Below are 20,061 nucleotides of genomic sequence, written 5' to 3' on the forward strand. Positions count from 1 at the left end.
ATCCTGAAAAAGGTTTGACATGATCAGTCTCCCCTTGGTTTACACGATCCTAGCATTAATCGCTTATACCACGTCTTTTTGGTATTTATTCAGCCATTTAATGTCTAAACGTGCGCCGAACCATTGGTTTATTGGTGTTGTACTTGGTTTAGGCATGTTATTGCATGCAGGTGTTTTATATAACGAAATGTTGACGCCTATGGGTGTGAACTATGACGTGTTCAACCTGATGTCATTTACTTCAGGTCTCATGCTATTGCTCAGTGTGTTATTTAGTACCTATCGACCTGTGCTGGCAATGAACCTGTTGGGTATTCCTGTGGCAGCGACGGGGTTGATTTTAGGCTTTGCATTTAGTCGACAAAATCAATTTATAGAACAACATTCACTGGGTTTAGACATCCATATCATCTTGTCACTTTCCGCGTATGCCGTCCTGCTGATGGCAACTATTCAAGCGGTTATTTTGCGTTTACAAGACCGTGAACTGAAAAACAAACAGAAAAAACGTGTATGGGTGAGCCTTCTTCCATCCTTCCAAGCCATGGAATCTTTACTATTTGACTTATTGATTGCTGGTTTTGCACTACTGACCGTGGCACTTGGGTTTGGTTTCTTCACCATCGATAACTTCTTTGCACAGCATTTGGCGCATAAAACTGCCTTTAGCATCATTTCATGGTTCGTCTATGGTGCCTTGCTCATTGGGCATTATCGATTCGGCTGGCGTGGTCAAAAAGCCATTCGCTTTACCATCATTGGTTTTTGTCTCTTGGCAGTCGGCTTTATTGGTTCTAAGTTTATTTTAGAAATGGTTTTAGGCCGCTAAGTCGACGATGAAACGATTTTAAGTTTTATAAAGAAGTAAGTTTTATTACGAAGGGAGCTAAGGCTCTCTTTTTTTTATAGCTTGATTATTCACACAGAAATAACAGGCATAAAAAAAGCGCTATACAGCGCTTTTTTTTCATTACGTCTAAATTATAGAGCAACGATGTTTACAGCATTCGGGCCTTTTTGACCTTGAGCGATGCTGAAAGAAACCTTTTGGCCTTCTTGCAAAGTTTTGAAGCCAGAACCAGTGATTTCGCTGAAGTGAGCAAAAACGTCAGGACCGTTGTCTTGTGCAATAAAACCGAAACCTTTAGTTTCGTTGAACCATTTAACTGTACCAGTAACTGTATTAGACATAATAATACCTATTAATTTGTTGATTTAGCCATTGGATGATGACTGACTATAACTTGGAAAATAATAAAGAATTGAACTTCATTTCTGTAAAAAACGAAGGATTATGACTAACACTGCGATACTTAAAGAAAATTTACGAAACAATACTTTTTTTCTAGTTGCAGCCATCATACATGAAATCTTAAAAGATTCAAGCACAGTATATGTTGTTGATTCCATTAAAAAACAACAGTAAAAGCCATCTTCTTATTATTACTATCCATCTGTATTTACTCATTTTATTGTTTAAGTTTTATGTCAGTCAAGACTTTACGACTTTGGTCCTAATTTCACCAAATAATTACATAAAATTTTGTGATTTCGTATTCCGCGTCACCAGAAGCACAAAACCTAGACATCCCTTTCAAAACCACGTATAACTCCGTTTTTCAATTTTTGGCTGTGTGACCGTGAAACTTGTTCTTGCGCCGATGGAAGGCTTAACCGACCCAATTATGCGAGATGTGTTGACGCATGTGGGGAGTTTTGACTGGTGTGTAACCGAGTTTATCCGTGTCACGGACTCTGTCCTGCCCGACCATATTTATCATAGCTATTGTCCCGAACTGAACAATGAGGGCAAAACTGCAGCAGGAACACCGGTTCATGTGCAGTTCTTAGGTAACAATCCCACTATGCTCGCGGCAAATGCTGTACGCGCGGTAGAACTTGGTGCCCCTGCAATTGATATGAACTTTGGTTGCCCTGCAAAAACCGTCAACCGCCACCGTGGCGGTTCAGTTCTGCTAGATGAGCCTGAAGTGGTGTATGAGTTAGTCAAAGCTGTGCGTGATGCTGTTCCGAGTCATATTCCTGTATCAGCAAAAATGCGTTTGGGTTATATGGACCGTAACTTCACCATGGAAAATGCGCATGCCATCGAAGATGCAGGAGCTGCATGGGTTACAGTCCATGCGCGGACCAAAGCCGATGGTTATACCCCGCCTGCCTTTTGGGATCAGTTGCAACCCATTCGTGAAGCATTGAAAATTAACGTGATTGCCAACGGTGAAATTTGGAATAATGCCGATGCCAAACAGTGCCAACTCGAATCAGGTTGTGAAGACCTGATGATTGGTCGTGCTGCAGTCACCACCCCTGACATTACACAGTGTATCCGTCGTAATACCGATGAGCCGCTGATTACATGGCATGAACTGCTTGGCTTACAAATTCGTTTCTTAAATGGCTCGTATAAGAAAGAAATGAATATGGTCGGTCGTTATAAACAATGGCTCGGCATGATGTCGAAGCACTATCCAGAAGCCAAAGTCCTTTGGGATGAAGTAAAACGTGTCAAACCACTCGATGAAATCGTGGAAAAACTCAAAGCCGGTATGTAAGTTTTAAAACACATATCTCAGCGTAGCCGCAAAGCCTTTGAACACACCTACAGTGTTCAAAGGCTTTGTTGTTTGGCAAACTCTAAAATTGCATCGATCTCATCTGCCAAAAACTCTTTCGGATGTTCCGAAGTCGGGTTCATCACCAAGCTTGCGCCTTTAGTAATCGCAAATAATTTTTCAGCACTGATCATGACAAACTCTGCATCTGCGCCAACATCCTGTTGAAGCATCACAAGACTCAGAAAGAATGGAATGGCTTGCTCGCCCTGCTCCGTTTCCATCAATTGAAAATGCAGATGCTGCTCAGCATCACGCTCACCCAGACAATACACTTGGCTGGCTAAAAATTGCTGATAAAAGTCTTGGTATTGCTCAGGATGATCTAAAGTCGATTCATAAAGATGTTGCAGCGTGTCGTTCATTGTTATTGTCCGTCTATTTTTATCAGTCAGATACTGTTCACAATCCACAGCATACAGGAAGTTTATGAATTATGCCGTTGATTTAAATCCTCAATGTGCTGTCGATTTGTTTTCCACGACTTTTCTAAAATTTCTTTTTCTAAACGTAACTGTATTCGTTTAAGTTTCATTTCAGAGATCACGGGTTGCTGAAAAGTTTGAACATAGTCCACCCAAGCTGTCCCCCGAAAAACATTCGACGGCATCTCTGTTTTAAACACCGCTTCAGGCATAAAAACAATCACAGAATGCATATTGTCTTTATCCACAATATCGCTCAACACCAGTTCTAACACTTTCATATGTTTATAATTTTGGTGAATCGGATTTTGAAATTTAAAACTTTTTTTATAAATCTTTTGCGTCCATTGTTTTTGTCTCTCGCTCCCAAAAATCCAACCCTTATAGTTTTTAGTTTCAATCACAAACACACCAAATGGGCTTAAAAGAAGATGATCAATTTGAGTCGTAGCTCCCTCGCCATCTGGTAAGGTCAAATCATTTAACAAGATATAATGGTCTTTCAAATAAAGTTTAACATGAACGGCGACAGCAAACTCCCCCATTTTCCCCTTTAAAAAAGGTTTAAATGCTTTGATTGCCCCCACAATCAGTAACAATGGAATTAGCCACCACAACGTCGAAATGAGGGGTGCAAAGATTTGAGAAATATTCATTGTTTTGATTCATTATTTTAAATAAGTATATTTTATATTTTATTGTAATTTCTCAATTTTTAACAATATTTCTTTATTTTCTAAACCACCCGCAAAACCCACTAATTTTCCATTTGCGCCCACGACACGATGACAGGGTGCAATAATTGAAATTGGATTTTTACCATTGGCTGCACCGACAGCACGTACGGCTTTGACATTGCCTATCTGCTCTGCAATTTGTTTATAACTGCGAGTTTCTCCAAAAGGAATTGTCAGTAAAGCTTGCCAAACTTGTTGCTGAAATTCGGCACCTTCAAAGTCTAGCGGCAAGTCAAATTGCTGTCTTTTACCTGCAAAATATTCATTTAATTGCTGTGCAGTTTTGAGCAAAATCGGGTGTTGCCGATCTTCAACCAAAGCCGCCAATCGCACACGATTAGGGTTTTCATTTTCCCAAAGGACAGCCACCAATGCGGTTTCATGTGCAACAAGTTTTAATTGTCCAACGGGCGAATCTAAAAACTGATAAGAAAGTTGCATGACATACTCCAAGCTCAAAATCGCAGCACTTCATTATTCAGGAGGACGATAATTTCATCAAGACCAGTCCTGAAATAATCAGTACCGCAGCTAGCATGCGCATGGCATTGGCAGGCTCACCCAATACAACGATGCCGAGGATAAATGAACCCACTGCACCAATCCCTGTCCACACCGTATAGGCTGTACCCAGTGGTAAGGATTTCATTGCATAAGACAATAAAGCGAAACTTGCGATCATGAAAACAATGGTCAAAATACTTGGCGTCAGTTTGCTAAAGCCTTCAGAGACTTTCATACAATAGGCCCAAACCACCTCAAGTAATCCCGCTACAATTAATAAAACCCAAGCCATATTTTTACCCAAAAAAAAGCACAGGGATCAATGACCGCTGTGCTTTAGAACATATTAACTTGAAGATAATTTCATCAAGATTAGACCCGAAATGATCAGTACTGCGGCTAACATCCGCATGGCAGTTGCAGGCTCACCGAGTATAAAAATACCCACGAGGAAAGAGCCAATCGCGCCGATTCCTGTCCAAATGGTATAAGCTGTTCCCAGAGGCAACGTTTTCATGGCATAGGCCAACAAACCAAAGCTCAGGATCATAAAAAATAAAGTGACTAAACTTGGGCCAAGTTTTGTAAAGCCTTCTGAGAGCTTCATCGAATAGGCCCAAACGATTTCAAAAATACCAGCGAATACCAGAACAACCCAAGCCATGATGCCTTCCTCCATATTAATAGAGTCAGGTCGTCCTGACGATTTTTCTTACTGGCTTTGAACAAAGATGTAAGGGAGGTCGTTCCTCCGAATATTTTCTCAGTATAGCAAATATGCTGAATTTTAGTGCAGTCTTTACATTTTTTGACCAAATTCAGGGCGTTATTCAGTTGAGTAAAACTCTAGTGCTGATGATTTGCGCCAAAACATAGCATGTCTGTTCAAAGGACAAATTCAGAAATAAAAAAGGCATCACCAAAACCTATTGATGATACCCTATTTATTTGGTCTATTCGCCGATTAGAACTTCAGACGAAGACCTGCGCCATACCACCATTGCTTTTCACTTCCAGTTTCAGCTTGCCATGCCGTATGCTGATTTCCTTTTTCATAGCTGTAAGCGACATCGATAAAGGGCATCAGCTTTTTATTGATTTCATAGCGTGTTTCTAGCCCTAGCCATACAGAACTGAGTCCTGTTTTTTGTGCATAGGCGGAATCATCACTCAGCACCACATCTAGGTTCAGATACGGTTTTAAAATCAATTTTTGCGTCAGCAGAAAATCACGTTCGGTTTCTAAAGAAAAACTGACCTGTTTATCTGTACCAAGATATAAATAAGCATCGGTTTCAAAGAAATAAGGTGCCAGACCATGCAGACCCACCGCAGCATCTAACTGTTCTTTGTCCGTCACTTGATGTTCATCGACCCGATAACGCGCACCAATTTGCGCATCCCAAAAGTCGGAGATCATACGGCTATACATCAATTGAGCCGCATAATCAGCGTCTTGAGATTCTGCTTTATCTGCATGTAGTTTGATGAAGAGCTTATTTTCATCGGTCCCGATTCGACTCTCAATTTCGGTCTTTAAACGTCCTCGACCATCGGCATTATTGAGCCATCGACTGTCGATCTCAGTCGCTTGATAAATCTGTCCACCATGTTCACGCTTATGATCAACAGGATGCTGCGCAGAATCAGCACGTGAAGCAATAAATGATGCATTTGCATGTTCTGCATGTTCTGCATGTTCTGCATGTTCTGCATGTTCTGCATGTTCTGCAGTATGCTCCATCTTATTCGATTCGATCCTTGTTTGCATCACTTGATGCGACGAATCAAGTGAGGAATGCGACTCATGTTGAGCTGACATCGGCATGCTGTGATGTGCATCTTGCGCCATGGTCATTTGAGTGACCGATGCCAAAGCTAAACTTAGAACCGTATATGTGCATGGTTTAATGATGCGCATGAGACACCTCCTTTTGCGGTACAGATGCCGTTTTCGTATTCTCTGCGACATTTGCGACCACAAGTTTATTCATCATCCCTGCAGACATGTGATACAGCAAGTGACAATGAATCGCCCATTCCCCTAATTCATTGGCCGTTAACAGAGCAGTCACTGTTTTCCCTGGCGGCACAATCACAGTATGTTTATTTGGCATTTCAGAAGACACTTGCCCATTTTCCAATTGCATAAACATGCCATGTAAATGCATCGGATGCGCCATCATGCTGTCATTGACAAATTTCAGTCGAATTCGCTCACCATATTTCACCTTTAGTGGTTCAGCTTCACTGAATTTTTTGCCATTCATGGTCCACATATAGCGTTCCATCGTTCCACCTAAATGAATGACCAAATCTTGCGTCGCTTCACGTGTATCAGGCTGCGGGGTTAACGCTTTTAAATCACTATATTGCAGTGCCTTATTACCAACAAGTGTTGAAGCATTGGCCCAACCCATAACCGTTGCTGAATTTTCAACTGCCTGCTTCTCCTCTTTAGACTGTGCATGCTCCATCGCTGTATGCATATCATGTTTCATGGATGAGTTTATTGAGGAGTGGTTCATAGATGAATGATCCATCACACTATGATCCATATTGGCATGCGCTGAATCAGACATGTTCTGTTTATGCATCTCTGGATGCTGCATAGTAGTATGCGCAGGCATTGGGGAATGGTCCATGTCATGCCCCATTGCAGCATGATCATGTGCTTGATTCGGCTGAATATTTGATGGATTGACAGTATGCGCGCTGTGCTCATGAGCATTCGCTTGCTGGCTTGCTGAAGTTTGGGTTGAACCTGTAGCAGTATGTCCCATGTTGCTATGGTCCATATCCGACATTGAACCATGGCCCATATCTTCCATGGTCAGCAAAGCGCGTGGCCGAGCTTTTGGCATGTGAATGCCTGAGTGCTGAGGCTGCGTTTCATCATGTAAAGTACCTATCGCAAATCCTGTCCGATCGATCGACTCAGCCTCTATCTGATAGTGCGCAGATTTAGGCTCTACGATCACATCGTAGGTTTCCGCAGCACCAATTCGGAATTCATCCACAGCGACCGGTTTTACCGCTTGGCCGTCTGCACTGACCACCGTCATTTTGAGCTGAGGAATGCGCACATCAAAAAACGACATGGCCGCAGCATTTACAAAACGAAGTCTGACTTTTTCATTGGGCTTAAACATCCCTGTCCAGTTCTGCTGTGGTGTTTTGCCATTTACTAAAAACGTATAACCCGTGACATCAGACAAATCCGTTTTCAGCATACGCATCTGATTCCACATTGAACGATCTTGCCAAGTGTTTTTTAAACCTGTTCGTTGAATTTGCGTCCATACATCTGAAACTGTTTCACGCTGATTTTGATAGTATTCGGCAGACTTTTTCAGATTTGCCATAATCTGAGCGCTAGATGATTCATGAAAATCCGACAGCATGACCACATAATCACGTTGCGTCTGTTCATGTGCGGCAAGTGCTTGTTTACCTTTCGGATAAATTACCAAAGCGCCATACAATCCGTCTTGTTCTTGGCCTTTGGAATGCGCGTGATACCAATAGGTTCCGCTTTGACGGACTTTAAATTTGTAAGTAAAGCTACCATCAGGCTGTATTTCATTGAAACCATTAAAGCCGGGTACACCATCCATTAAGCCGGGCAGCAATAGACCATGCCAATGCACCGAGGTATTTTGTTTTTTGAGCTGATTATGCACATGGATGACCGCATCATCGCCTTCTTCAAACTCCAGTAAAGGTGCTGGAAACTGACCATTGACACTGATTTTTTTGACCGCTTTACCTGTCAAATTGATGGTCTTTTCATCAATATTCAGATGATATTCTTTAATGGCTGCAAACGCCCACATTGGAGACAGCAGACACACCCCGAGCACGAGGCCTGATTTATATAAACTAGACATGACTTAACCTTTATAAAATAACGAAAAAACGTATTTAAAACTCAGGTTAAGCTTGCGGAGGTCTTAAAATTTCTTGCCAAAAGCCTTTTAAATGCTGTCCAGCAAAAATGAAACGAGGGGGTTCTACATAATGATGCACATGGAAGGTCTGCAATGCAACCAATGCGCTATCGACATAAGAGGTAGTGATTTGGCAATGTGCGAGTGTACAGTCCTGACAGTCTGTGTTTTGTATCGTTGAATGATGCACCTGACCATCTTGCAGTGCAGATGTCGCATCGAAAGATTGATGACAATCCATCATTGAAATGACGTCAGGTGTCGTCTGCTTGCCATGATGTGCTGCATGCTCTGGAACAGCTTGCCGCTGATTTTGATGGCAATTTGCTATATTTGAATGTGAAGGATCAGTATGTGCTGCATGAACTGATACCTGATGGGCATTTGCGTTCATCATTTGTTGATGTTGAAAATTTTGCTGTGCACTGACCACACTGCTCCACCCCATGACAAACGCCATGAGCCAAGCAAAGCCAAGATGCTTACGCAAAAAATTGAACAATTTAGTATCCTAATTCAACACAATGATGCACTGTGGCAACACGTTCCTAATAATACATTGCTAGAAGCATCACGCCGCATGAAACACCATGATGATGTTATTTATGACTCAACTCAATCACATGACATTCGTATCAACATGACATGCAGCTCGACCGATTTATCCATCATGAACGATACATTCAGAAATATCTAAAAGCACTATCCAGTGCGATCGATGATGTGTTTTGCCAGTCGCAGCGTATCTCAATAGTTGCTAACAGCATAATTAATTGTGCAGTTATTCACAACAGTTTTAAATTTATTGCGCTGTCATAAAAATCAGCGCATATCTTCCAGTTAAAACATAAAAGTTATTTTTTAAACTGATTAATTATTTACCATAGATTAATAAACATACAGCATTTCAAACACTTTACCCCATAAAAAAAGGACTCAATTGAGTCCTTTTTATACTTAATACGTCTAATTATTAAACCATTGATGCACAATCGTTTATAATTTATCCAAGTTATCCATATAGTTATCTACACAGATATCCATACAGTTATCCATATAGTTATCCACAAGCGAGGAATAACTTATACCCAAAGACTTAAGCCTCTTGAGCATGCACTTTTGCCAACTCTGAACGCATGTCATCAATTACAGCTTTATAATCAGGCTTACCAAAAATCGCTGAACCTGCAACAAACATGTCTGCACCGGCTTCAGCAATGTCACGAATATTGGCTGGAGTAACACCACCATCCACTTCTAAGCGAATATCACGACCTGAAGCATCAATAATTTTTCGTGCTTGACGCAGCTTTTCCAAGGTCATTGGAATGAACTTTTGACCACCAAAACCTGGGTTCACACTCATCAACAAGACTTGGTCAACTTTATCTAAAACGTAGTCTAAATAATGCAAAGGTGTCGCAGGGTTAAACACCAAGCCCGCTTGCGCACCACCAGATTTGATTAACTGTAAAGAGCGGTCAATATGGTCAGTTGCTTCGGGGTGGAAAGTGATGATATCTGCACCAGCGTCTAAGAAATCGCCAATCATACGGTCTACCGGTGAAACCATTAGATGCACATCAATTGGCGCTTTAATGCCGTATTTTTTCAATGCCTTACAAACGCCCGCACCAAAAGTTAAGTTCGGTACATAATGATTATCCATGACATCGAAATGAACAACATCTGCACCTGCTTCTAGAACATTTTCAACTTCTTCACCTAAGCGCGCAAAGTCTGCTGACAAAATTGAAGGTGCGATTAAGAATGGCTTGGACATGAAAAACCTAGCTTTGAAAAGGGAGTGATTGACGCATTATAGCAAATTGTCCCCCTATTCGCTGCCCATGCCCTTAGTCGTTTTTTCGATGCCGATGATTGAGATCTCTATAATAAAGAAACCTAGGATGAACTGATATTACGCAGTAACATCAGAACCGAAATTTGATTCAAATAAAAGAACGATACGCGGTAACGTCATCCGCAATTGTTTGAGACAGCACGACTTCTAATCAAAAATGTTTTTGCAATACTTTAATTAAATAGACGCTAGAAAGCGAGTTTTGCGGTGAGGAGCATTGCTCTGCAAGATGGTTTCCTTGCGAAGCTTCGCTTCTCATTTTGCCTAATGAGAATCATCGTTTCGTAAGAGTACCTCCAGCCGAAGGCTAATCCCTTTATTTAAGCCCTAGATGTAAGACTCAGTCGAATTGACTTAAATATCATTTTAAAAATGCAAAATTATTTTTTGCGTGCGTAACATCAGTGATTAATATGGATAAAGATCTCAGGGATAGAAACACAGCGTTGCATTTTTAGACTTAACGGGCATCTATGTACTTTGCTAAGTTAAAGGACTGACGACTTAACAATAAAATTGCATCTATGAAAAGTTCAACACACATCACCACCGCCCAAGCAGCGCGTGTTGCTAAACGCCTAGTCAATCATTGGAAACATAAATTTGAAGTCAATGAACAGCTCATTGGAGAAAATACTGCATTCAAGATTCAACTACCCTCTGCAGAGGTCAATCTTTTACCACAAGCTGCTTTTTTAGATGTAGTAATTTCAGCCCAAGATCCAAGTGCAAATCTAGATCAATTGGAACATGTGGTTTTAGATCATTTGATCCGTATGGGACAAGAAGAACTCAGTGCAACATGGCAACGCGAACCGTAGTCTACGTCGCCATATTGTCAAAGCCTTTCACTCAATGCTGATGTGATTGATAATTTCTAACTGCATCAATACGGGCTTTCGTCGCTGGATGTGACTCAAAGAAATCTGTCCAAGATCTCTGATCTTTGGCAGTTTCATCCTTTGCACCTTTCTCTTTTGCTATTTCACCGTCAGCTTCATCTTCCATACGTTGTAAGAAGTTTGCAAAATGTGCCGTTGGAATTTGATGTTTTGAAAGTTGTTTTAGGGCGTATAAATCTGCTTCAGATTCAAAGTCTCGTGAGTAACTTGCACCTACCGCAGCAACCGGTAAACTGGTGAGAATATCTGAGCCATCCCCTGTAATCATCAACAAAATAATACTGATGCCTAAACCTGACAAACTTTGCTGCAAACTATGGCGTTGAACTAAATGCCCCTGCTCGTGGGCAAGCACACCTATGAGCTCATAATCATTTTTCGCTAATTTAACCAACTCATCTGTCACGATAATGGTGTTATTGGGTATCGCCAATGCATTTGCACCGATGCTACCACCACCGCGGAATAACAACTTCGCAGGACGATTTTCAGCCACCAATTGTTGATATTCTTGTTTCAGTTTGTCTTGGCGTGCTTGTGGCAATTTTGTGGGTTCAGTCATATCGATAATATATTTTTCCGCCTGATCGCCCCAACTCGTTAAAGCGGTCTCAGGCAGTTGATTGGCCACCACATGTGACGCCGCAGGTATGCCCCATTTAATCAAGACAAAAGCAAAAGCCACCACAAAAATCACACTAAAAATGATTAGAGAAGGTGAACGCTCTAATTTCCAAATCGAATGCCAACGCGACTTCACATCGAGATTAAACCACTCCGGCAAGGGTTGATGAAACTCTAAACGAGCATCGTCCTTTAACTCGATCACTGGCTGAATATCACCTAACGCTCCAATCAGCGTCATATCTTGATAGGTGTAATGCTGCGTTTGTTCTAGGTCTTGACCATAACGCACAATCACGGCATGTTCCCCATCTGCGCTGATTTGAGCAACAAAGGGTTTTGACACTTTCCCATCATAATAGGTTGCATTCACTACTGATGTTTTCATGTAATTCACCTACGTTATAAGGAAATATCTAGGTCAAAAATATCGGATAATTCTTCAGCAATTGCATTGTGATCTTGCTGCATTTGATTTTGTAATTGGTCTGGATCATCGACCAACATTAAGTGCAAAGATTCAGTCTGATATTTATATAGTCGTACAACTGCCCATGGTGTCAGTAAACCGAGGCTAATCACTTTAGCCAACCAATTGCTCAAGACAATCCATGCATAGCGCCATTGATTACAGTCCGTATGAAACTGACTGCGGCTCAACGTAGTGTTATTCCAAGTGGTAATAAAAATACGTGCAGCTGTGAGTGGCCAAATAAACATATAGCCAATCAAATACATACCAAAAATAATGAAGACATAAGATGCGTCATTTAAACCATCTGAACTACCAAACAGTATCGCAAAGATTACTGCCAGCAATGCACCAAAGCCCATAAACAGAAATAAAGGCACATACATGGCACGCATATAATCGCCCCACGTATTATTCAGATTAAATTTCAACTGACCTAGATATAAATGATTCAGACATTCACGTTTATATAGCCAGACCGCAACTGGTGTAAACAAACCGAGGGTAAAGACAACCACTGCAAGACATTTAACAAAGCACCAATACGCGCTTTTATTTGTCCCTGAAAAAAAGAATCGGCTATTACTGAACTTACTGTTACGGGCACGGAAACGAATCGTAGATCGAATAAGCCAAGGAACCGCGAAAAAGATCAGGACAAAGCCCGCTAAGAAAGCTTCCCAAGAATATTTTGCAGCAAAAGAGAAACCGCCATAGACCACTAACGCAATGATTCGTCCGACTAAAATTTTTGTAGGCAAACCTGTAAAGTCAAAACGACGCTGAAATACCCAAGTATTACCATAAAAATAACGTAAACGGCGGACCTTTGCCCAAGGCGCATAAAGTCCAAGCGTGACAATCGTCAGTAAGATATTCACAATCCAAATACCGAAATATTCAGACGCATTACCTTTAAACCTAAAATGATAATTTCGTCCCAAAACATCAGCCTGTTCTGTCTCACCAAATAGACTCGGTGAATTCATCACGGGCAGCTCTGGCGGAAGCGGCGTTTCCATTTGTGAATTTTGCATAAGTACCCTAAATTATTTTTTTTGGTATGTCGAATTTATTCATTTGCATGGCAATGCTCATCACCATGCTTTATTTATACGTATATTAAAGCAAGCTATGCCTCAACAATTTTAACCACTGGCTTTTAGATTAATGAACTACTGTTTGCAATTGGACAGCGTGAAATTGCAAATGATCGTCCATAAAACTTTGAATAAAATAATAACCATGATCATAGCCTGCATGTTCACGCAGTTCGAGTGGCTGCCCAACTTGCTCACACGCTTTCTTAAACAAAGCTGGATTTAACTGGCTATAAAATTGATCATCAATACCTTGGTCAATCAAAATGGCTTTAAACAAAGCCCCTTTGGTTTGCACTAAAGCTGTAGCATCGTGCTGAAGCCACTGCTGACGGTCTGAACCTAGATATTGATTAAAGGCTTTTTCGCCCCATGGACACTGACTCGGCGCACAAATCGGTGCAAAAGCAGAAACCGATTTAAACAGGTCAGGATGCTTCAACGCTAAAGTTAATGCACCATGACCGCCCATACTATGTCCGAATATGCCAATCGCACCTTTTTGTACCGGAAATTCTGCCTGTACCAGCGAATACAATTCCTCAGTGATAAAACGTTCCATTTGATAATGCTCGGCCCAAGGTTGTTCCGTTGCATTAATATAAAAGCCCGCACCCTGCCCAATATCCCAATGATCGCCTTGCGCCACCTGTTCCCCACGTGGAGAAGTATCAGGGCTGATTAAAATCAGGCCAAGCTGCGCAGCTAAACGCTGAGCATGCGCTTTAATAGCAAAGGTTTCTTCAGTACAGGTTAATCCCGCCAAATAAAATAATGCAGGACACGCTTGGCCTTGCAAGGCTGTTTCTGGCAGAAAAATACCAAACTTTGTTGGGGTTTTTAAACTTGAAGAATCCAATTGATAAATACGCTGCTCACCCGAGAAACAGGCATTTCGTTGTACTAATTCCATGATCTTTATCCTAAACTTTTTTATCTTTTAAGGCGTAACCGTCGTAGCCGGTGAAGTAGTCGTCGGCGGGAACAATCGTTGTTCTAATTGAGGCAACATTAATGCCATGTTTTTCCCCATCGACCACTGCGGTTCAGAAGGTTCGAAACCTTGCGCTGCTTCCCATTTCGCTACAGTCGCTTTGGTTTCATTAAATGCCGCTTGAATACTGGTCTGCTCACGCATCGCCTGATCAAAGAACGCACGACCAAAATAGGTGTATTCAGCTTCATTCGAACAGCCAAAAGACTGACGATCTGCTGCCGATGCAGTAATGATTAAAGTATTATCATTTTGCAGTGCTGGAATAAAACTTCCTGAATAACATGAAGAAATGACAATCACACGCCAACGAATTCCGGATGCATCCAAGGCTTCTTTTAACCATTTAGGATCGACTTGCGCCAAATCCAAAGGTGCATTTTCCATTTCAAAGACATTCGGTAAACCATGTGAGGTCATATATAAAAATAAGACATCACTTTCTCGGTTCATCTGTTGACCAATACGACGCAGCGCCAACTCCATACTGGTTTTAGATGCCAGCGGAATTTCAGTACGCGTTGCGGGGTTATTGATAAGCTCAACCGAACGCCCATAGGTGCCAAAACGTGTATCAAACTGTTCTTTAATCCGTTCAATTTCCAGTTTAAAGACATCTTGATAACTCGCACCTGCCACCCCTAAGAAGTACCAATGGGATTGGGCAAATTCACCATATTCCACTGCATCCAAGGATTTATTGAGTAAACGGCTTTGTGCATAAAATGCATCTTCAGCAAAGCTTGGAGGAACTTCTTCAACTTTCCAAATCGGCTGATCTTTGACTGAGACTTGCCACACGACCAAAGTAAATAGCGTCGCACCCATAATCAGTGCACGCTCCCACCATGGCCATTTCAGCTCACGTGAAAACACCCAAACGACAGCCAAACTTTGCCAAACAAATAGAATAATGAATAACGTTGGAATGTAGTCATACAGAAAGTATGGGAGAAAATCGAGATCTCCTAAATATTGAATCAAACATTGAAACAACATGATGTGCGTATCAAGCACCAACCAAAGCAATGCAGGGACCAACATTAACCGTGGATTATTTACACGTTGTGATAGGAAAATCCCCACAATTAAAGCAATAAATGGCCACAATGCATAACTTATAAGACCTTGAGCGTTAAATTCACCAATACGCCCCGTGCTCAGCCAACTAAATAAACTGTTAGCACAACCACCTAAAATCCCCCAAAACACCAATTGTAAAATCGATGGACGAACGATTTGTAAAGAACGACGAGACCCAAAAAATAACCACATCCCCGCAGTTTGGTTGCTTTTAAAATCATGCCAAAAATTGATGGAGGGTTTGAAATCAATCATAGAGTTCTAATGGTGGCCTTGGCTCGCTTAATTGCACAAATAATTTTATGCCTGATGTCGTTTTTAGCAATGCTATTTTTTAACTATATAACAAATCTTTGAACAATATTGAAGCAAATATCATTTTAAGTCACAAGATCATGTTGGAAATATGCATCAAAGCGACAAGCATCACCTTGCCACTGATGTTGCGGCTCTTGATTCGCTAAAAAAACCGCCAATCGTGGACGTTTAACCACGACACGTTTAGCAATTTTTTGTGCTAAATCCAGTAAATTATCACCTAAATCCATCTCACCATCTTCAGGTAACAGCAAATGCAATAATTGCATTTGTTTTTTGACCTGAGCTTGCTTTTTGACGGCTTGCTGGTTTTGATCTCGCTGCGGAAACATCGGATCGAGATAAACCACATCAAAGATTTGATTAGTCGTCGACAAATGTTTCAAAAAGTCTGCCGAATCTGAAAAGACCAATTCAATTCGAGCTACAACCGAACTTAAAAATGCATCTTGCTGCGCACGTTGATGTGAGTCTTCCAATAAGGTAAATAAAATTGGATGACGTTCCACAAGGGTCACATGAGCACCCAAATAGGCCATCAATAAACTATCGTGCCCTAGCCCTGCGGTTGCATCCACAAGCTGTGGCTTTTCAGCCAAATTACACGCACGTGCAATCATCTCAGACTTTAAGGATGCTCGCTTTAAACGTCCCACTTCTGCTTTCCAATCGGGTTGCATTTTCATGCCATTGGCCGCCAACCACAAACCATCTGCATCGACACACAAACTGAGTTCAGGGTTTGAACGTAAAAAACGCGCGTTTAATTTTTCAATCAATTCAATATTTACAGATACACCACGTGAAGAAAGCACAGCAGAATACTGCTGTGCTTTCTCATGAAACTCTTGTTCTGTGTATAAGCGGATTTCGCTTACCATAATTTCCAGCCTGTAAATGCGAACAATAAAATCAATAAACCTGAAACAATTCGATACCACGCAAAAATCATGAAATCACGTTTTGCCACATAAGCGACAAGCGCACGAATCAAAAGTAATGCCGAGACAAACGAAACAATCAAACCAACGGCAATCACAGTCCAATCTTGAGTGCCTTGAAATACATCATAGCTTTGATATAAATCCAGCAAACCTGCACCGACAATAACCGGAATACCCAAAAAGAATGAAAACTCAGTGGCTGCTTTACGAGAAACACCTAAGAACATGGCACCAATAATGGTCGCACCTGAACGTGAAGTCCCTGGAATTAAAGACAAAACTTGAATTAAACCAATCCAAATCGCATCTTTAATGGTTAAATCTTCTACTTCTTTGGCACGCACCTGCGGTGGATTTTTTTCGATCCAAATAATGATCAAACCACCGATAATCAACCCCATAGCAATCGCAATGTTATTGAACAGCAGCTCTTTCACCGTCTGACCAAACGTCAAACCAATCAACACGATTGGAATCGAAGCGAGAATTAAGCCAAAACCTAAACGGCGACCTTTTTCTTCACCCGTCACCATACCGGTTGCTGCGCCCCACAGGCGGCCCCAGTATTCATAAATTACCGCAGCAATCGCACCCATTTGAATTGCGATCACGAAAACATCACTTTTTTCTTTGGTCCAGAAGTTCATTAATTCTGAGGCTAGAATCAAATGCCCTGTACTTGAAATCGGTAAAAATTCGGTAATACCTTCAACAATACCCATGATTGCCGCTTTGAGCAGCAGTAGAAGATCCATATATAACCCTAATTATGGCTTGCCTTGTTCTGAAATTTTCTTCCAGGCGTTATCTCGTAAATATACGGGCAATGCAAGTTCAGCACTCACCCATGCTTTTCTTTGCGCCGCTTCGCGGGCAATAGTAGCAATATCTTGTGCTGTTGCACTTAAGTCTTTGTATTGTGTTTGTTCTGATTGAATGAGCTCACTACCAGAACCCACGACAGTAAATTTGATCTGTGGTGTGGCATCTGCGTAGCTTAATAGTTGTTCTTCATCTACAGCCTGCATAATGCCATTGGCATCGAGTTGATAGCTTGCGATATACACTTCTTGCATGCGAGCATCAAGGACTGCTGTTACTTCAGTCAAACCCTGTACACGATGCGCCGCTTGAGCCAAAGCTTGCAAAGTCGAGACTGGAACAACAGGTACGTCATTGGCCCATGCCAAGGCTTGTGTTACCGCTGCATTAATACGAACACCACTAAATGAGCCAGGCCCACGACTAAATGCAATCGCAGTTAAACCCGCTAACTCAATAGCAGTTTGATTAAGCCCTTGCTCAATCATTGGGAGAATGGTTTGTGTCTGCGCTTTTGCCCGTAAATCGAGTTGAAAATAAAGCTCTTGAGTTTCATCTACAATCGAGACGGAACACTGCTCATTGGCAGTTTCCAATGCCAGTAATTTCATGCGCAACCTTAATTAAATTTAATCTTAAAAAACGTTGAATATGATACTCCACTCCATCGCAGTTCGCGAGATTTTCCACCACAGACTCAGCGCTTTCTGTATTTAATCTATAAAAAAGCCTCGACAAACGTCGAGGCTCTTTTGCTTGCCATATATAGCGCTCTAAAGTTCAGCGACTTCGAGTTGAGTAAAATGTTTAAAATGAGCGGCATAGTGCATGGCACTCATTTTTAGACGTGCTTCCGCTTGTTCATCTAAAGTCTTAACAACTTTACCCGGTGACCCCATCACAACAGAGTTATCCGGAATCACCTTCCCTTCTGGAATTAAAGCATTTGCACCAATGATGCAATTTTTACCAATCACAGCATGATTTAGAACCACGGCATTGATTCCGATCAGACTATTATCACCTACGGTACATCCGTGTAGCATGGCTTGATGCCCAATCGTGACATAATCACCAATGATCATTTCAATGCCCGCATCGGTATGCAGCACCGCATTTTCTTGTACATTGGTAAAATCACCCAGTTTGATACGACTATTATCCCCTCGGATGACGGCTCCGAACCAGACACTCACTTCTCGGCCTAATTCAACTTGGCCAATGACCGTTGCATTTTCTGCAACCCAACCATCCCAAGGTTGATGCGTGGCTTTCGGGCTATATCCTTGAAATTTGTACAACATGATCAAACATCCTATTTTGACTTTCTAAATAAAGGTTTATGGCTCACGGCCCAAATGAAATGAAGGAGAATTTAATAAAAAAGGCCATTCTTTTTGATAATTCAGACCATATTGAAATAAGGAAATCAGCATCCGTGCAGTCAAGCCCCATACGATTTCGTTTTCGATTCTTAAACTGGGAAAATAAAGCGATTGCTGGGCAAAACGAACTTCATATGGCGTTGGCGGTGTTTCTAAAAGCTGTCTTAATGATGCAAAAAAAATACGGTCAATTTCAGTGGGTTGAGGTATTAAATTTACGTCAGGCGGGATCAATCCCACGATCGGTTTAACCAACATCCCATTCCGTGCTTTTTGCATTGGTAAATCACCCAAAAGTTGCACATCAAATGGATTTAGAGCGGTTTCTTCTTGAGCTTCTCTTAAAGCCACCACGATATTACTGGTGTCTTGGGCATCACGTTTGCCACCGGGAAAGGACACTTCACCGGCATGATTATTCATATAGAGCGAGCGGCGGGTCAATAAAATACGTGGATTATCTTCTTGGGTAATCGCAATCAATACAGCAGCATGCGCAGGTTGAATACGCTTAGAAAAACGTAAACTTTGCTGCAATCGCTGAGTCAATAAACCCTCATCCATCCACATTACAACCTTATAATTATCTTGTTTTCATCATAGCTGAATTTCGGCCAAGCTGGTTAGAAATGATGCCAAAGTTTTATTTTTAAGTTATTCTGACGGTTCACACAATCCATGACGATGAATATGAACTTTTGCTCAAACTGCGGACAAAAAACAAAAGAAGCGATCCCGCTTGGAGATCATCAGATACGCCGTATTTGTACCGCATGTGGGTTTATTCATTATGTGAATCCTAAAGTCATTTGTGGTGCTTTAGCCGTTTGGGACAATCAAGTTTTACTTTGCCGTCGAGCGATTGAGCCACGCTATGGGCTGTGGACATTACCCGCTGGCTATATGGAACTCTATGAGACAATGGAGCAAGGCGCAGCACGTGAGACTCGCGAAGAAGCCGAAGCAGAAGTCAACATAGAGCAACTGTATTGCATGTATAACATTCCCCGTATTGGGCAAATTTATGCCTTGTTCAAATCTGAACTAATCAATGGAGAGTTTGGTGCGGGTGATGAAACCATTGAATCACGATTATTTAGTGAAGAAGATATTCCTTGGGATGATTTAGCCTTTCCTAGTGTGGAAAGAACGCTGCGGCATTATTTTGCTGACCGCAAAACAGGTCAGTTTGAAATGCATCTCGAAACCCTCGGTACGCGACTCGATCACACAGGTTAATTTACAGATCTCTTAATTAAAAAAGCCCATCATAAGATGGGCTTTTTTATTTTACTCATATTTGA

General features: G+C 41.5%; 24 protein-coding genes. 5 read left to right on the top strand and 19 right to left on the bottom strand.

Going from position 1 to position 20,061, the window contains the following annotated elements; genetic code table 11:
• The first annotated feature begins 19 nt into the window (after positions 1-19).
• Positions 20-829: an inner membrane protein YpjD gene (locus FTU64_RS11950; RefSeq protein WP_180059810.1), complete on the top strand. Its 810-nt coding sequence runs from the start codon at positions 20-22 to the stop codon at positions 827-829.
• 152 nt (positions 830-981) lie between these two features.
• On the opposite strand, the gene FTU64_RS11955 is transcribed toward FTU64_RS11950, so the two are convergent.
• Positions 982-1,191: a cold-shock protein gene (locus tag FTU64_RS11955; RefSeq protein WP_067761877.1), complete on the bottom strand. Its 210-nt coding sequence runs from the start codon at positions 1,189-1,191 to the stop codon at positions 982-984.
• 449 nt (positions 1,192-1,640) lie between these two features.
• On the opposite strand from FTU64_RS11955, the gene FTU64_RS11960 reads away from it, so the two are divergent.
• Positions 1,641-2,573, top strand: a complete 933-nt coding sequence (locus FTU64_RS11960; RefSeq protein ID WP_180005012.1) for a tRNA-dihydrouridine synthase — start codon at positions 1,641-1,643, stop codon at positions 2,571-2,573.
• Between the two features lie 56 nt (positions 2,574-2,629).
• On the opposite strand, the gene FTU64_RS11965 is transcribed toward FTU64_RS11960, so the two are convergent.
• The 8 genes from FTU64_RS11965 to FTU64_RS12000 form a co-directional block, all read right to left on the bottom strand.
• Complete coding sequence (locus tag FTU64_RS11965; RefSeq protein ID WP_180059812.1) at positions 2,630-2,998, bottom strand: SseB family protein; 369 nt, start codon at positions 2,996-2,998, stop codon at positions 2,630-2,632.
• Positions 2,999-3,060: 62 nt separating this feature from the next.
• Positions 3,061-3,714 carry a nuclease-related domain-containing protein gene (locus FTU64_RS11970; RefSeq protein WP_180059814.1) on the bottom strand — a complete coding sequence of 218 codons (654 nt, stop codon included), beginning with the start codon at positions 3,712-3,714 and terminating at the stop codon, positions 3,061-3,063.
• 39 nt (positions 3,715-3,753) lie between these two features.
• Positions 3,754-4,236 carry a methylated-DNA--[protein]-cysteine S-methyltransferase gene (locus FTU64_RS11975; protein WP_180059816.1) on the bottom strand — a complete coding sequence of 161 codons (483 nt, stop codon included), beginning with the start codon at positions 4,234-4,236 and terminating at the stop codon, positions 3,754-3,756.
• A 37-nt stretch (positions 4,237-4,273) separates the two neighbouring features.
• Positions 4,274-4,591: a quaternary ammonium compound efflux SMR transporter SugE gene (gene sugE / locus FTU64_RS11980; protein ID WP_078191206.1), complete on the bottom strand. Its 318-nt coding sequence runs from the start codon at positions 4,589-4,591 to the stop codon at positions 4,274-4,276.
• A gap of 54 nt (positions 4,592-4,645) precedes the next feature.
• On the bottom strand, positions 4,646-4,963 hold the full coding sequence (locus tag FTU64_RS11985) for a multidrug efflux SMR transporter (RefSeq protein WP_078191168.1): 318 nt from the start codon (positions 4,961-4,963) through the stop codon (positions 4,646-4,648).
• Positions 4,964-5,263: 300 nt separating this feature from the next.
• On the bottom strand, positions 5,264-6,220 hold the full coding sequence (locus FTU64_RS11990) for a copper resistance protein B (RefSeq protein WP_180059817.1): 957 nt from the start codon (positions 6,218-6,220) through the stop codon (positions 5,264-5,266).
• The gene (locus FTU64_RS11995) at positions 6,207-8,189 is read right to left on the bottom strand and encodes a multicopper oxidase domain-containing protein (RefSeq protein WP_180059819.1); all 1,983 of its coding nucleotides are present in this window, start codon (positions 8,187-8,189) and stop codon (positions 6,207-6,209) included. Before FTU64_RS11995 ends, FTU64_RS11990 begins: the two co-directional genes overlap by 14 nt.
• Positions 8,190-8,235: 46 nt before the next feature.
• Positions 8,236-8,697: a hypothetical protein gene (locus FTU64_RS12000; protein ID WP_180059820.1), complete on the bottom strand. Its 462-nt coding sequence runs from the start codon at positions 8,695-8,697 to the stop codon at positions 8,236-8,238.
• Positions 8,698-8,727: 30 nt separating this feature from the next.
• Here FTU64_RS12000 and FTU64_RS12005 point away from each other — a divergent pair, with 30 nt between their 5' ends.
• Complete coding sequence (locus tag FTU64_RS12005) at positions 8,728-8,946, top strand: hypothetical protein (RefSeq protein ID WP_180059822.1); 219 nt, start codon at positions 8,728-8,730, stop codon at positions 8,944-8,946.
• Between the two features lie 399 nt (positions 8,947-9,345).
• Here FTU64_RS12005 and rpe read toward each other — a convergent pair whose 3' ends face one another.
• On the bottom strand, positions 9,346-10,032 hold the full coding sequence (gene rpe / locus FTU64_RS12010) for a ribulose-phosphate 3-epimerase (RefSeq protein ID WP_168378513.1): 687 nt from the start codon (positions 10,030-10,032) through the stop codon (positions 9,346-9,348).
• 605 nt (positions 10,033-10,637) lie between these two features.
• On the opposite strand from rpe, the gene FTU64_RS12015 reads away from it, so the two are divergent.
• Complete coding sequence (locus tag FTU64_RS12015) at positions 10,638-10,934, top strand: DUF2218 domain-containing protein (RefSeq protein WP_168378512.1); 297 nt, start codon at positions 10,638-10,640, stop codon at positions 10,932-10,934.
• Between the two features lie 31 nt (positions 10,935-10,965).
• On the opposite strand, the gene FTU64_RS12020 is transcribed toward FTU64_RS12015, so the two are convergent.
• The 9 genes from FTU64_RS12020 to FTU64_RS12060 all read right to left on the bottom strand — a co-directional run bounded on the left by FTU64_RS12020 (position 10,966) and on the right by FTU64_RS12060 (position 19,321).
• On the bottom strand, positions 10,966-12,027 hold the full coding sequence (locus tag FTU64_RS12020; RefSeq protein ID WP_180026914.1) for a M48 family metallopeptidase: 1,062 nt from the start codon (positions 12,025-12,027) through the stop codon (positions 10,966-10,968).
• A 14-nt stretch (positions 12,028-12,041) separates the two neighbouring features.
• Entirely contained in the window at positions 12,042-13,148 is a 1,107-nt protein-coding gene (locus FTU64_RS12025) for a YjgN family protein (RefSeq protein WP_180059824.1), read from the bottom strand.
• Positions 13,149-13,278: 130 nt separating this feature from the next.
• The gene (gene fghA, locus FTU64_RS12030) at positions 13,279-14,124 is read right to left on the bottom strand and encodes an S-formylglutathione hydrolase (protein WP_180055587.1); all 846 of its coding nucleotides are present in this window, start codon (positions 14,122-14,124) and stop codon (positions 13,279-13,281) included.
• A 27-nt stretch (positions 14,125-14,151) separates the two neighbouring features.
• The gene (locus FTU64_RS12035; RefSeq protein ID WP_180055588.1) at positions 14,152-15,543 is read right to left on the bottom strand and encodes a C13 family peptidase; all 1,392 of its coding nucleotides are present in this window, start codon (positions 15,541-15,543) and stop codon (positions 14,152-14,154) included.
• A gap of 125 nt (positions 15,544-15,668) precedes the next feature.
• Entirely contained in the window at positions 15,669-16,487 is an 819-nt protein-coding gene (locus tag FTU64_RS12040) for a class I SAM-dependent methyltransferase (protein ID WP_218950862.1), read from the bottom strand.
• Complete coding sequence (locus FTU64_RS12045; protein WP_180008558.1) at positions 16,481-17,305, bottom strand: undecaprenyl-diphosphate phosphatase; 825 nt, start codon at positions 17,303-17,305, stop codon at positions 16,481-16,483. Before FTU64_RS12045 ends, FTU64_RS12040 begins: the two co-directional genes overlap by 7 nt.
• Positions 17,306-17,317: 12 nt before the next feature.
• Positions 17,318-17,983, bottom strand: coding sequence for a tRNA (adenosine(37)-N6)-threonylcarbamoyltransferase complex dimerization subunit type 1 TsaB (gene tsaB, locus FTU64_RS12050; RefSeq protein WP_180059826.1), 666 nt, complete (start codon positions 17,981-17,983; stop codon positions 17,318-17,320).
• A gap of 162 nt (positions 17,984-18,145) precedes the next feature.
• Positions 18,146-18,676: a gamma carbonic anhydrase family protein gene (locus FTU64_RS12055; protein ID WP_078192364.1), complete on the bottom strand. Its 531-nt coding sequence runs from the start codon at positions 18,674-18,676 to the stop codon at positions 18,146-18,148.
• A 36-nt stretch (positions 18,677-18,712) separates the two neighbouring features.
• A complete protein-coding gene (locus tag FTU64_RS12060) occupies positions 18,713-19,321 on the bottom strand; it encodes a CoA pyrophosphatase (RefSeq protein WP_078192365.1) in 609 nt (202 codons plus the stop codon).
• A gap of 126 nt (positions 19,322-19,447) precedes the next feature.
• Between FTU64_RS12060 and FTU64_RS12065 the strand changes: the two genes are divergently transcribed.
• The gene (locus FTU64_RS12065) at positions 19,448-19,996 is read left to right on the top strand and encodes an NUDIX hydrolase (protein ID WP_078192366.1); all 549 of its coding nucleotides are present in this window, start codon (positions 19,448-19,450) and stop codon (positions 19,994-19,996) included.
• Positions 19,997-20,061 lie beyond the last annotated feature (65 nt).

It is taken from the genome of Acinetobacter sp. YH12128, from assembly GCF_013418655.1.
Classification (GTDB): domain Bacteria; phylum Pseudomonadota; class Gammaproteobacteria; order Pseudomonadales; family Moraxellaceae; genus Acinetobacter; species Acinetobacter amyesii.